The organism is Methylomonas sp. 11b (assembly GCF_000515215.1).
Classification (GTDB): domain Bacteria; phylum Pseudomonadota; class Gammaproteobacteria; order Methylococcales; family Methylomonadaceae; genus Methylomonas.
In genome coordinates this window covers 939,510-954,284 of record NZ_KI911557.1, presented here as the reverse complement: position 1 = coordinate 954,284, position 14,775 = coordinate 939,510, and the positions used below count along the sequence as shown (strand labels likewise).

5 protein-coding genes are annotated in these 14,775 nt (G+C 60.6%); 4 read left to right on the top strand and 1 reads right to left on the bottom strand.

Annotation, left to right across the window (positions count from 1 at the left end; translation table 11 throughout):
• Positions 1-5: 5 nt before the first annotated feature.
• Positions 6-677, bottom strand: a complete 672-nt coding sequence (locus METH11B_RS0104440; RefSeq protein ID WP_026600984.1) for a phage tail protein — start codon at positions 675-677, stop codon at positions 6-8.
• Between the two features lie 322 nt (positions 678-999).
• Between METH11B_RS0104440 and METH11B_RS0104435 the strand changes: the two genes are divergently transcribed.
• The 4 genes from METH11B_RS0104435 to METH11B_RS0104420 are packed head-to-tail and all read left to right on the top strand — an operon-like array spanning position 1,000 to position 14,769.
• On the top strand, positions 1,000-1,854 hold the full coding sequence (locus METH11B_RS0104435; RefSeq protein WP_026600983.1) for a sulfotransferase family protein: 855 nt from the start codon (positions 1,000-1,002) through the stop codon (positions 1,852-1,854).
• A gap of 28 nt (positions 1,855-1,882) precedes the next feature.
• Positions 1,883-12,388: an autotransporter-associated beta strand repeat-containing protein gene (locus METH11B_RS0104430; RefSeq protein WP_026600982.1), complete on the top strand. Its 10,506-nt coding sequence runs from the start codon at positions 1,883-1,885 to the stop codon at positions 12,386-12,388.
• 24 nt (positions 12,389-12,412) lie between these two features.
• Complete coding sequence (locus METH11B_RS0104425; RefSeq protein ID WP_036275599.1) at positions 12,413-14,002, top strand: TolC family protein; 1,590 nt, start codon at positions 12,413-12,415, stop codon at positions 14,000-14,002.
• Positions 14,002-14,769, top strand: a complete 768-nt coding sequence (locus tag METH11B_RS0104420) for an efflux RND transporter periplasmic adaptor subunit (protein WP_026600980.1) — start codon at positions 14,002-14,004, stop codon at positions 14,767-14,769. Before METH11B_RS0104425 ends, METH11B_RS0104420 begins: the two co-directional genes overlap by 1 nt.
• Positions 14,770-14,775 lie beyond the last annotated feature (6 nt).

Here is a 14,775-nt window from a genome sequence, read left to right as displayed (position 1 = left end):
CGTCGTTACTGTTGAGGTGGGAATAGACCGTTGAGGGCGATGCAGAAATTCAGCGCTAAATAGGGCGGCATCGTTGCCGGCACGTTGAAATTTAGCGGCGCGCTGACTGGCGTGCCGGCGCCGGTATTGCCGACCGCGACCGTGCCGTTGCCGCTCAGTGTGGTCGTCACTCCGCCGAGGGTGATCGGATTGGTTTGCGGCGTGGCGGCGGGCAGAAACACCGCGGCCGAGGTTTGGCCGTTAGGCGCGTTAGTCAGCGTGGCATTTGCGTCGGGGGTGACGCCGCCGCCGGCGCCGGTGGAAACCTTGATGGCCGTTGCGGCGTTGACGCCGGTCAGCGATAAGTCGGCGGAGTGGTTGTGAGACGGTAGATTGGCTGTCGTCAAACTGAACGCGGTTTGAGTCTGTACCGGGTTGCCGGTGGTACCTCCGACTTGGGCAAGCTGGTACGCTGCAGAGTTGGGAATCGGATTGGCGCCGAAGTGAATCGGCGCCCGGCCTTGCAGATTGGGCAAATTGAAGTAATTTCGACCGTCGCCGCCGAATCGCGTCCCGAGCAGCGCGTACAACGCCGCTTGCTGTTGAATCGCCATTTGCTGGCCATTGCAGAACGCCCAATCTTGTGGCGCGTACGCAAAACCGAATATGCGGATTTCTCCCAAAAATGGATCAGCCATGATGGACCTCCCAGGGTCGATGGATAGAAAGTGGTGTGACGCCGCTAAGTATGCTTTCCAGTGAAATGCCGGCGCTTACAGCTATTTGCTGCGGGAGTAAGCTTAGTTGTTTCTAACGGAAAAGCTAGGCGGTTGATCGAATCGCGGCTATAGTTTCGTTCCATCGGCTTAGTCGGTTTGACAAGGTCACTGTCTGCGACTACTTTTCGAATCGAAACTATCGCCCGCTTGCAAAAACTTCTACCGACTTTGTGCCAATGAAAAATAACGATACGCTTGGGGTGGTTAAAACGACGATTCGCGTCGAACCGGTCGGTTCGCGTTGAGCCACCGTTATCACTTTATTTCCGGCCTGCCGCGTTCGGGTTCAACGCTGTTGGCCGCCATTTTGAAACAGAATCCGCGTTTCCATGCCGGCATGACCAGTCCGGTCGGCGCGTTTTTTTCGGGATTGCTCGATCAAGTCAGCGCCGGCAGCGAGTGGGGGCCGGTCGTGACCACCGAGCAGCGTCGCCGGTTGTTGCGCGGGCTGTTCGATAGTTACTACGCAGCCGAAACCGACAAGGATGTGGTGTTCGACACCAATCGCGCCTGGAGCGGCCGCCTGCCTGCCTTGCTGGATCTGTTCCCGGACGCCAAGGTTATCGCCTGTGTCCGCAACGTGGCCTGGGTCATGGACAGTCTGGAACGCCTGTACCGGGCCAGTCCCTACGAAAACAGCCGCTTGTTTGCCGATGATGCCGAGCGCAATACGGTGTATAGCCGGGTGGAAACCTTGGCGCAGCGCAATCGCTTGGTCGGCTTTGCTTGGTCGGCGCTGAAGGAAGCATTTTACGGCGAACAGGCGGCTTCGCTACTGGTCGTCGAATACGACTTGCTGGCACGGGCGCCCGAGAAAGTGGTGCCGTTGATTTACGATTTTCTTGGCGAGCCCGCGTATCCGCACGATTTCGCGAATCTGCAATACGACGCGCCGGCCTTCGACAACAATTTAGGTTTGTCTGGCCTGCACAGCATTCGGCCGCAAGTCAGCCTTGAGAACCGGGCTACCATTCTGCCGCCGGATCTGTTCGAGCAGTACGCCAATATGGCGTTCTGGCGTGACGGCCGTGGCAGCCGCGCCCACGTCGTTTCCGCGCAACCGGCCGTCGCCGGGCCGCTGGTGAAATCCGTTTGATGTATCGTCGATTTTGGGGGCTAAGACCATGAAACTATTCGCGCGTATTCGTACGGCCAGCTCCGCCGAGGCACGCCATCGTCCGAAGCCCCCAACGCTACATGCCTGGGCCTTGGAGCCGCGCATTCTGTTCGACGGCGCGGCGGCGGTCAGCGCCGACGCAGCTCAGGCCGACGCGGCACCGACCGCCGACCAGGCGCCGTCGGCATTGGACGCTCAACATTTGCTGGATGCCGCGGCGGCCTGCAATTTTCCGGAAGCGACAGCCGATCAATCTACCACCGTCATCTTCGTCGACAGTAGGGTAAGGGATGCGGATACCTTGTTGGCCGGCGCTGATCCGCGCGCCGAAATCGTGATGTTAGAGGTCGGCCGCGACGGTGTCCGGCAAATGGCCGATTATCTGGCTGATCGCCGCGATATTTCGGCGATTTCGATCGTTGCCGAGGGCAGCGAGGCCAATATTTGGTTGGGCAATGCCTGGCTGAACAATGATTCGATAGCCGACTACGCCGCGCAACTCGATATGATAGGCAAGGCCTTGGCGGCAGACGGAGACTTGCAAATCTATTCCTGCAACCTGGGCCGTGGCACCGAGGGTAGCGCGTTTGCCCGGACCCTGGCCGATCTGACCGGGGCCGACGTGGCGGTGTCTGACAACCGCACGGGTGCCGGCGGCGATTGGACGCTGGAGGTGCGCACCGGCGACGTCTTGGCGCCCGCGGCGTTTTCCGCTTCGGCCATGGCCGATTACGATTACACGCTGGCGACGGTCACAGTGATCAACAATAACGACAGTGGTGCCGGATCGTTGCGCGCCGCGATTGGGTCGGCGTCGTCCGGCGACACGATTACATTCAACGCTGGGATGACGATTACCTTGTCCAGCGGCCAGTTAAGTATCGGCCAAAATTTGACGATAGACGGCGACCTAGACGACAACGGCAGCGCGGACGTCACCGTCGACGCCAACTACACCAGCCGGGTGTTTTCGATCACCAGCGGTACCGTGTCGTTGGACGGGTTGACCATTACCCATGGCTTGGTCTCGGGCAACGGCGGTGCGTATAACAGTGTCAACGGCGGCGATGCACTAGGTGCCGGAATCTCGGTGACCGGCGCCGGAACCAAAGTGACTTTCCTGCATTCGACGATTACCGGCAACGTCGCGGCCGGCGGTGGCGGCAACGGTGGTAGCGACAACGGAACTTACGGTTACGGCGGTGGCGGCGGCGCGGGTTGGGGGACAACAGTAGGCGGGTCGGGAGGCGCATTCAATGCCTCTACGCCAGGAGCTTCAGGTTCGGCGGGCACGGGTGGCGACGGTGGCTTCACCTCGGTCTCCAGCGCAAAAGGTCGGGGAGGCAGTAGCGGCGTCAGTGGCGCCGGCGGCGCGGGCGGAACCAGCGGTAGCGCCAATGCAGGCGGAACCGGGGGAACCGCCGGCTCGGGCGGACTGAGTTTTATCGGCGGCGGCGGCGGTGGATACGGTTCCGGCGGTAACGGCAGCGCGGTGGTCGGTCGGGGTGGGATCGGCGCCGGTGCTTTAGCGATTGGTTCCGGCGCAACGGTCTACATGGCGTCGACCTCGATCACCAACAATCTCGGCGCCGGCGGCGGCGGCGCGGGTGGTTACGGTGTCGATGGCGGCGATGGCGGAGCCGGCGTCGGCGGAATATACAACAATGGCGCGTTCAAATACGAAAACGCTACCATTACCCACACCTCTAATTACGGAGATGGCGGTACCGGCGGAACCTCCTCGGGCGGCAACGCCGGTACCGCCGGTTTGGGCGGTAACGCCGGAACCGAATGGCTAGACGGACCGGGTAGCACGGCCGCCTGGACGCCGCCGTTGGCGCTCAGTAGCAATCCGACATTGACATTCTCGACTAATAGTAGCGATATCACGTCCGACGACATTGCACGGGACGGCGAGGGCGGCTCGATCGTGATTTCGGATTTGAATCTAGATATCTACACGGTGGATAGTGGCATAAACCAGCAGGCCGATCTGCGGTTTGTCAATTACAACTCGCTGGATATGCTGACTTACGAAGATGGTGTTAGTACGGCGTTTTACGGCTTCGTCATCAAATCCGCGGACGGTAGCAATTTCTCGCTACAAGCCTTGGATGTACACAATTGGGGCAATTACTCCGGCGCTACCGTTAAAGCCGAAGCCTTTGACGGCGGCGTTTCGGTCGGCAGCATCACCTTTAGCGGAAATACCGCGAGCGCCTTCGTGCATCTCAACCAAGGCGACGAAATGGGTAGTACCTTCTTGAATGTCGATGAGATCAGGCTACATCTAAACGACGATAGCCTCTCCTGGTTGGGGGTTAACAATATCCAGGTCGGTTCTCCGGTTAGCGGACCTTCAATCACCTCTGCGACTTACGACGCCAGCACCAACGTGCTAACTGTCACCGGCGCCAACATGACTACCGGCGATACGATCGATGTGTCGAAACTGACGTTGACCGGAGAAGGTGGCAACTCTTATGTTTTGACCAGCGCCAACGTGACCGCCAGTAGCGCCACCAGTTTTGCGGTGACCTTGAACGCCACCGACCAGATTAACGTCGAAGGCTTGTTGAACAAAAACGGCACATCCGCCGTCGGCGCTAGCGCCTATAACTTGGCGGGTGCTCTGAATTGGGACGCTACCGCGTCGGCGCCTGCCGACACGACCGGCAACACCGTGACCGTCAGCAACGTACAAACGCCGACCATTACCGGTGTCACCTACGACGAGAGTACCCACGTCCTGTCCGTGACCGGCACCAACCTCGTTAGAACCGTCGGCGCTGCTAACGACATCACCGTCAACAAACTGACCTTCACCGGCCAGGGCGGCGCCACTTATACCTTGACCGCCGCCACCGCGAACGTCGAGATTACCGATGCTACCTCGTTTTCAGTGACCTTGGCGGGAGCCGATATTGCTGGTGTCGAGGCCTTATTGAACAAGAACGGCACCGCCTCGTCGGGCGGCACCACCTACAACCTGTCCGCCGCCGACGATTGGGACAGCGTGATAGGCAGCACCAACATCCAATCGTTGATCAATGGTATTACCGTCAGCGGCGTACCGACTATCACCGGCAGCACCTACGATGCCAGCACCGGCACCCTAGTGGTGACAGGTACCGACTTCGAAGCCAAGGCCGGCGTTCTCAACGACATCGCCGTCTCGAAATTGACCCTGAAAGGCGAGGGCGGCAACACTTACACGCTCACCAGTAGCGACGTCGAGCGCGATAGCGCTACCCAGTTTACCGTGGTGCTGAACGCGGCCGACCAACTGGCAATCAACGGCTTGCTGAATAAATCCGGTGTCACGGCGGTGAGCGGTACCACCTACAATTTGGCGGCGGCCGACGACTGGGATGCTAATCACACCTCGGGCGACACCGCGACCCCTACTACCGCAGTGACAGTTAGCAACGTCCAAATGCCAACCGTCACCTCAGCCACCTACGATGCCAGTACCGGAGTTCTGGCGGTGACTGGTACTCATTTAGTGGCAGCCAGCGGTGCGGCAAACGACATTACGGCCAATAAACTGACGTTTACCGGTCTGGGTGGCGCGACTTATACCTTAACGGATACTTCAAACGTCGAGCTTAGCTCCGCCACCGCTTTTACCATTACGCTTAGCGCTACCGATAAAGCGGCGATCAACTTGATTATCAACAAAAACGGCACGAGCGCTACCGATGCCAGCACTTACAACTTGGCTGTCGCCGATGACTGGAATACCGTTATCGGCAATACCGACATATCCGATGCCACGGGCAACGGTATTACTGCAAGCAACGCTTTCGCCATACCGACCTTGGGCGGTGCCGGCGGCACGACTGCCGCCACCGAACAGGTGGCCGTTGCCGTCGTGCCGGGACTGACTGTCGCCGATGCCGATAGCGCGACCTTGGTTAGCGCCACTGTTTCGCTGACCGGCGGATTTCAGTCCGCCGAAGACTCGCTCGGGTTTACCAACGACGGCTCGACGATGGGAAATATCTCGGCAGCCTATAACTCGGGAACCGGCGTTCTGACTCTGACCTCTGCCGGCGCAACGGCAACCTTGGCCCAGTGGCAAGCCGCCTTGCGGGCGGTGACCTACACCGATGGTTCGGACAATCCGAATACCGCTAATCGAACAGTCAGCGTGGCGGTTAACGATGGATCCGCTAACAGTAGCGCCGCGAGTCAGACACTCACAGTATCCGCCGTCAACGACGCGCCGACCGCTATCGCATTGAGCGCCACCACCGCATCCACCTACGACAGCGGCAGCAATATAGCGATCGGCTCCCTGAGCCGTACCGATGTCGATGGCGGCGGTCCGACCTACTCGATCGTGTCGGTCGACGCCAACACCTCGGGGGCGACTTACGACCTGTTCAATATCAGCGGCGCCACGTTAAGGGCGGCCAGCCCTTCCACGACCACGCCAGGGAACTACACGGTGGTGATCCGGGTGAACGACGGCGACAACAACTACGACCAGAGCTTTACCATCACCGTCAGTAACACGTTGGTCGTCGATACCACCGCCGACGACGCGGACGGCGGCAGCACTTACGCTGCGGAAAAGGCGGACGGTACCGGCCTCAGCCTGCGCGAGGCCGTCGGTATCGCCAACCGGGCGGGCGGCGCCACGATCAGTTTCGCCTCTGGCTTGGGGACCGTAACGCTGGGATCCAGCGTTACAATCGGCGAGAACATTGCGCTGGACGCCGATGTGGTCAACAGCATCACCGTCGGCGGTGACATTGCTATCGCCAGCGGCAAGACGCTGACCGTCGCCAACGGATCGGGCGACACGCTGACCCTATCGGGAAATATCACTGGCGCCGGCAATTTGGTGAAGAGCGGGGCGGGCACGCAAGTCCTGAGCGGCAGCAACAGCTATTCCGGCAATACTACGGTGGCGGCCGGCACCCTGAGCATCGACGGCGATGCCAACCTGGGCTCGGACAGTGCCACCGTCAGCTTGAGCGGCGGTAATCTGACCATCACTTCCGCCGGCACCCTAGACGACAACCTCGCGATGTCGGCGGGCGCCACCATCACCAATGCCAACGCCGTCACTCTGTCGGGGAACATTACCGGCAACAACGCCCTGACCAAGGCCGGGGCCGGTGAGCTGACGCTGTCGGGGACGAACGTTCTTGCCTCATCCACCGTCATCGGCGGAACCCTGACCGTCGCCGACTCGACTAACTTGGGGGCTGGGGCTGTGACGCTGAACGGCGGCAGCCTGACCGTCACCGGCAGCGGGGTCACCGTTAGCAATGCCGTCGCGCTGACCGGCGCCGGCACGATTAGCAATGCCAATACGGTTGCTTTATCGGGGATCGTCAGCGGCACCGGCGCTTTGACGAAAGCGGGCGCGGGAACGTTGACCCTGTCCGGCGACAACACATACAGCGGCGCGACGGCTGTCAACGACGGCACGCTGGTGGCGGCGCATAACAATGCGCTGGGAACCACTGCCGGTTCGACGACGGTGGCTAGCGGCGCCGCGTTGGGCTTACAGGGCGGCGTCACGGTGGCCGAAGCAGTGTCGGCGGCGGGGACTGGCATATCCAGCGCGGGGGCGATTTACAACGTCAGCGGCACCAACATCCTGTCCGGCAACGTGACGCTGAACGGCGCTACAATTCTGGGCGTTACGTCCGACCAATTGACCATCGGCGGCAATATCGGCGGCGGTTTCAATATCACTAAGGCCGGTGCCGGTGCCCTGGTGCTGTCGGGAAGTAACTCTTACAACAATACCTCGGTTTCCGCAGGCACGTTGAGTCTGGCGACCGACGCCAACCTCGGCTCCGGCGCGGTGACCTTGGTCGGCGGCACGACGCTAATCGTCACCGGCGCGACTACCATCGACAACGCCCTGACATTGTCGGGTAACGCCACACTAGACAATAGCACCGCCGTTACATTGTCGGGCGCCATCAGTGGAGCGGGGACGACTTTAACCAAGAGCGGGGCCGGCACCTTGACCCTGTCCAGCACGTCGAACTCCGCCGCGACCACCACGGCACTGACGGTGACCGGCGGCACGCTGTCGGTAGGGACAGCCACGACGATGGTCGGCGGCACGCTGACGTTGAACGGCGGTAGCCTGACGATCACCAGCGCCGGCAACACCTTCAGCAACGCCATCGCGCTGTTGGCCGACGCCACCATTACCAACGCCAGCGCCGCCACTTTGTCGGGGCAGCTCAGCGGATCGGCAGCGCTGACCAAGGCCGGGGCCGGCACGCTGACTTTGAGCAATACCGGCAACTCCAGCGCCGCCTCCACCTTGACGGTGACGGCGGGCACAGTGTCGGTGGCTTCGGACAGCCGGCTGCTTGGCGGAGCCGTCACGCTGAACGGCGGCACGCTCAACCTCGCCAACGCGGGCACAATCGACAATGCCATCGTGCTGGGAAGCGGCAACGGCACGATCAGCGTCACCAACGGCACCGCCACGCTGTCAGGCATCATCAGCGGAACGGGGTCGCTGACCAAAACCGGCGGCCCAGCGCTGACGCTGTCGGGAAACAACAGCCATTCCGGCGGCACCACCATTCGCGGCGCAAACGGGGTGAGCATCACCGGCAGTTCCACCGGTGCCATGAATCTGGGAACCGGCGCCGTGACGGTGGAGGGCGGCAGCACCCTGGCCATCACCGGCACCGGCACGACGGTGTCCAACAACATCACCCTTCTGGATGACAGTGATCCCAGCACGTCGGCGACCATCACCAACGCCAATGCCGTCACCCTGTCGGGGATTCTCAGCGGCGCGGAGGCGCTGAACAAGGCCGGCGCTGGGACGTTGACGCTGACCGCGACCAATACCCACACCGGCGCGGTCACCGTGTCCGCCGGCGGATTGACGTTGGAAGGCGGTAGCAGCATCGGCGATAGCAGCGCGGTGACCGTGGACAGCGGCGCTACCCTGACTTTGAACGGCGGGAACGAAACCATAGGTTCGTTGGCCGGCGCCGGCAACGTTGTACTGAGTTACAGGTTGACGGCGGGCGGCGACAACACCAATACCACGTTTTCCGGAGTGATCTCCTCCACCAATACCAGCGGGATCGACAAGTTCGGCACCGGCACTCTGACCCTGTCGGGGGCCAACACCTACACCGGCTCCACCACCGTCTCGGCGGGTACGCTGGCGCTTAGCGGCAACAGCGCCATCGCCGACGCCTCGGCGGTTACGGTGTTGAACGGCGGCACGCTGAACGTGTCGGGCACGGAAACGGTGGGATCCATCGCCGGGGCCGGCGCCATCGCGCTGGTCGGCACCCTGAGGGCCGGCGGCAACAACACATCAACGGAGTTCAGCGGCGCCATCAGCGGTTCCGGCGGCGGGTCGCTCACCAAACAGGGCACCGGTACGCTGACCCTGTCGGGAACCAACACCTACAACGGCGGCACCACCATTTCCGCCGGTACGGTCATCGCCGGCTCCACCGGCGCCCTGGCGGCGTCCGGCGTCGATCTGGCCGCCGGCACGACCTTGACCTTCGTGGCGTCGGGGAGTTTCGGCAACTATATCGCCTTGAGCGGCAGCGCCACCATCAATGTCGGGTCTGGATACGCCGCCACCCTCAGCAACACCATCGACGGCGCCTTCAATCTGACCAAGACGGGAACCGGCGCGCTGACCGTGAGCGGCGCGACGACCTATAGCGGCACCACCACGGTGTCGGAGGGCACGCTCTACGTTACCGGCTCGCTGGGCGCCACCAGCAGCCTTTCGGTGGCGTCGGGGGCGACGCTGGGCGGCACGGGCAGCATCTTCGCGGCCAGCTCAGGCAATAATCTGACGATGAATGACGGCGCGACGCTGGCGCCGGGCGTGGCCGGGGTCAACAATGGGATCGGCACGCTGACGGTCAATGGTAACCTGCGGGTCAGCGGCAGCACGATGATCGACGTGGCGGGCAATGGCGGGGTTGGCGGCACCGACTTCGACCAGGTGATGGTCAACGGCACCGTTGCCTTGAACGGCGGCTCGCTGACCGTCAGCCGAGTCAACAGCTACACCGCGACCAACGGTGCCACCTACCGGATCATCGACAACGACAGCACCGACGCCGTAACTGGCGCGAGCGGCATTTTCGGCAGCGTGGCCGAAGGTACGGATCTGACCAGCAACGGCGACATCTACACGGTGCGCTATGCCAGCGGGACCGGCAACGATGTGGTGCTGACGGCGGTGGTTAACCCATCGGTGACCGGCGTATCGGCAACGACTGCCGACGGCTCTTACAATGCAGGCGACACAGTGACGATCACCGTTACCTTCGACCGGTCGGTGACGGTGACGGGAGTGCCGACCCTGACTTTGAATACCGGGCAGACTGCGACCTACGCCGGCGGATCCGGCGGCACCACGCTGAGCTTCAGCTACACGGTGCAGGCTGGCGACACGTCCGCCGATCTGGACTATGGTTCGACCTCGTCTCTGGCGCTGAACGGCGGGGCTATTCTCGATAGCTCGACCAGCTTGGCTGCTGTTTTAACCCTGGCTTCGCCAGGCGCCGCCAATTCGCTGGGCGCCAATAAGGACATCGTGGTCGACACTACGGCTCCCGCAGCGCCTGGTTTGGCTCTGACCTCCGATAGCGGTAGCAGCAACAGCGACAGGATTACCAACATTGGCGCGATCACCGTTTCCGGCTTGGAGGGCGGCGCTAGTTGGGAGTACAGCACCAATGGAGGCAGCAGCTGGACCACCGGCAGCGGCAGCAGCTTCACGCTGAGCGGCGACGGTGCTAAATCGGTAGTCTTGCGGCAAACGGATACGACAGGTAACACTTCCGGTTCTTCCAGCGCTTATACCTTTACCTTGGACACCTCGGCCACCGCACCCACTCTAACTCTGGCCGAGGATAACGGCAGCAGCAATAGCGATGGCATTACCAATAATGCCACGGTAAACCTCACTGGTTTGGAAACCGGTGCCAGTTGGGAGTTCAGCAGCAACGGCGGTACCTCCTGGACCGCCGGCAGTGGCAGCAGCTTTAATCTGTCCGGCGATGGCGCCAAATCGGTAATCGTCCGCCAGACCGATACGGCAGGCAATCCCTCCGGCAACTCCGCCGCCCTGGCCTTCAATCTGGATACCAGTGCGCCGACACCCCCTGTCGGAACCCTCGGCGTGGCGGAAAATTCGGCCAATGGTACGGTCGTGGGCTCAGTTAGCGCCACCGACACCCTAAGCGTCGTTTATAGCTTGGTGGACAACGCCAACGGCCGCTTCGTTATCGACGCCGCCAGCGGCGAGGTCAGCGTGGCCGACGGTAGCCAGTTGGACTACGAAGCCACGGCCAGCCATGCCGTTACGGTGCGCGCTACCGATGCAGCCGGTAACAGCTCCGACACAGTCCTGACGGTGGCTCTGACCGATGCTAACGATGCGCCGACGGGTAGTGTGGCCATCAGCGGTACTGCTGTCGTGGGCGAAACGCTCTCCGTCAGCACTACGCTCGCAGACGCTGATGGTCTGGGTAGCATCGTCTACACCTGGACAGATGGTAACGGCAACATCCTGGGGACCGGTTCCAGCTTGGTTCTGACCCAAGCGGATGTTGATAAAACCATTATCGTTACCGCCAGCTATACCGATGGTCTGGGTAAGGTAGAGACCGTCAGTTCAACGGCCACCCTCGCAGTGGCGAGTGTCAATGCCACCAATGCCACGCAAACCGTGGAGTTTAACTCCAGCTCATCAGGCGGCTTCAGCAGTGGTTCGTTGACGACAGGCAGTCAGATCCCGAGCAACTTGATACAGCCGATCAACACCGGTACCGGCCTTGGCGCGGGCGGCGCGCCGACCGGCCCAGGGGGCGGATCGGGAGGCTCCGGCGCGTTGAGCGCGGGCGGCGGATTAGGGGGAGGTTTGGGCGGCAGTAGCGGTGCTGGCGGCAGCTTCGGTTTCGGCCCTTCGATTTTCTCGAGCAGCTTCGGCGACTCGGGCACGTCTTCCACCGGCACGCAAACCACCTCGCTGCAAATGGAGGCTCAACTCGATAGTGGTAGCAATAACAGTTTCACCATACCCGCCGAAGCCTTGTTGGGTTTGGATACCAGTACCGGCGTCAGTTTTCAGGCGGCTCAAGCCGACGGTGCCAGTCTGCCTTCCTGGGTGCGCTTCGATTCCGCGACCGGCAGTCTGAGCCTGAAGGAAGGCAGCGGTGAGAGAACGGTAGTTAAAATTACCGCGACCGACGGCAAGGGTAACCAGGCTGTGATTACCGTCGTGTTGAAGCCTCAACAACAATCGGGACAACGGCAAAACGGTAGCGATGGCCGGCCGGGTGGCGAAGGTCGGGGCGGTCAAGGCCGGCCTAATCAGAGCCGGCCGGCCGGCGGCGAGCCGCGCGCTCAACTGGGGAAAATGCCGCTTAGCGCGCAGTTGCAAGCTTTCGGTACGCAGCGTACGCACCAGGATGCCGATGCCTTGCTGGAAAATCTGGCGCGTTTGTTCGCCGAACCGCGGGATGCCGCATGAAATTCATTTAAACAGGAACTTGTTATGGCTAAATATCTTTCGCGGCCGCTAGAGCGGTTTGCCCCCAGTAAGCTGGCGATGGCAATGAGTATCGTGTTGCTGAGCGGTTGTTCGTTAGCGCCTTCGCCGCTGACCCAACAGGAACGGCAAAGTCAGATCGGTAGCGATCAGGCCAAGCTGTTTCAGCAACAGGAGCCGCTGACCGAGCCGCTGACTTTGTATCAAGCCATGTCCCGTGCGCTGAAATATAATCTGGATCACCGGGTGAAAATGATGGAACGCGCGGTGGCGGAAGGCCAGGCGACCTTGGCACGCTTCGATTTGCTGCCGGATGTGGTGGCTTCGGCCGGTTACAGAAGTCGAGATAATTACAATGCCTCCAACAGTCGTTCTATCTCCACCGGTAGGGAATCGTTGGAAACTTCCACTTCTCAGGATCGTAGCCGTTTCATGGGTGATTTAAGTTTGCGCTGGAACATTCTGGATTTTGGCGTCAGCTATTTCCGCGCGCAGCAGGAAGGCAACAAGGCCTTGGTCACTGCCGAGAGCCGTCGCAAAGTCAGCCACAATTTAATGAAAGATGTACGTAGCGCCTATTGGCGGGCGTTGAGCGCGCAACGGATGACGGCCAGAATTCAGCCGGTGCTCGCTGAGGCGCAACATGCGTTGGCGCTGGCCGAACAGGCCGAGGCCGAAAAACTACGTTCACCGCTGGACGCGCTACGTTATCGAAAAAGCCTGCTGGAAATTGTCCGCCGCTTGGAAGGATTGCTGGAGCAGCAACAAATGGCCAAATCCGAGTTAGCGGGTTTGATCAATTTGCCGCCTAATCAGGACTTTAAGCTGGCGGACGATGCCGTCAACCCGTGGCCGGATGTCGTCAAACCGCAAATAGACATGGATAAAATGGGTGAATTGGCCCTGCAATTGCGGCCGGAACTACGTCAGGAAATGTATCAGACCCGCATCGGCTCAGCCGAAGTCAAAAAAGCCATGCTGCGTTTATTGCCCGGCGTGGAAGTGCAGTTGGGCGGCAATTACGATTCCAACTCTTATCTGTTAAACCAAAGTTGGGGTGAGATCGGTACGCAGATTTCCAAAAATCTGTTCGAATTGCTCTCCGCGCCGCAAGCGATCGCCACCGCCGAAACCCAGGAATCCTTGGCGCATTCGCGGCGCTTGGCCGCGCACATGGCGATTCTGACTCAGGTTCATCTGGCACAGCAACAACTGGCCTTGGCGGACAAGCAATACCAACGTAGCTCCGAATTGGACGACGTTAATCAAAAAATTCATCATCATGTACTGAATAGCGAATTGACCGAAGCGATGAGTTCCGTGGAGCGGATTCGGGTGTCGGTGGATTCGGTCTTGTCGGAATTGCAGCGCCGCCAGGCCTATGCCGAGTCTCAAGATGCCTTGGGCAAACTGTATGTGTCCTTGGGTTTTGATCCGTTGCCGGCGACGATGGCAGATGACTCTGTGGATACCTTGGCCAATGCCATTGAAGCCATCGATCAGGAATGGAACCACGGGCATTACCCGGTGCAAGCGACTGACGATCCGCAGCCGGAAAATACCAGTGAAGCAGCGGCAGGGGCAGGCAAATCGTGATGCTGAGAAAATCATTGTGCGTATGGACGCTAGCCTTATTGCCCGCCTTGTCTTTGTCCAATGCCTCGGCAGAGCCGGCTCCCGCGCAGTCTTCGTCTGTCGAAACCGAAATCCGCGCCCAGCTAATGCCGCGCAACGAAACCACACTGTCAGCGGAAGTGGCGGCGGTGATTAAAGATTTGACGGTGCGGGAAGGCGAGCGCTTTAAAAAAGGTCAGGTGCTGGTTAGTTTCGATTGCTCGATCCAGCAGGCACAGTTGCAAAAAGCCCAAGCTACCGCGGACGGCGCGGGCAAGACTTATGATGTCAACGCCCGGCTGTCGCAATTGGAATCGGTTAGTTCGCTGGAAGTGGATGTGGCCAAAGCCAAGTTGGGCGAAGCCAAAGCCGACATCGCGCTGACCAAGGCCGGCCTGGAAAAATGCCGGATTCACGCACCGTTCGATGGCCGGGTTGCGGCGCTAAAGGCGCATGAGCATCAGCATTTGAAAGTGGGTGATCCGATCATGGATGTATTGGACGATAGCCAGCTGGAAATCAAATTAATCGTGCCGTCGTTGTGGCTGCGCTGGTTAAAACCGAAACAGGCATTTAAGGTGCACATCGACGAGTTGGACCGGGACTATTCGGCGGAGGTTGTGACCTTGGGTGCTCGCATCGATCCGGTGAGTCAAACAGTTTCGATCACTGGCCGGGTTACCGGCAAGCATAGCGAGTTGTTGGCGGGCATGAGCGGCCGGGCGCTGTTCCCGGATAAGGCGCATTGATTTGGC

Coding starts and splice junctions, on each gene's coding strand:
- METH11B_RS0104440 (WP_026600984.1), bottom strand. CDS start 677: ATGGCTGATCCATTTTTGGGAGAAATCCGCATATTCGGTTTTGCGTAC.
- METH11B_RS0104430 (WP_026600982.1), top strand. CDS start 1,883: ATGAAACTATTCGCGCGTATTCGTACGGCCAGCTCCGCCGAGGCACGC.
- METH11B_RS0104425 (WP_036275599.1), top strand. CDS start 12,413: ATGGCTAAATATCTTTCGCGGCCGCTAGAGCGGTTTGCCCCCAGTAAG.
- METH11B_RS0104420 (WP_026600980.1), top strand. CDS start 14,002: ATGCTGAGAAAATCATTGTGCGTATGGACGCTAGCCTTATTGCCCGCC.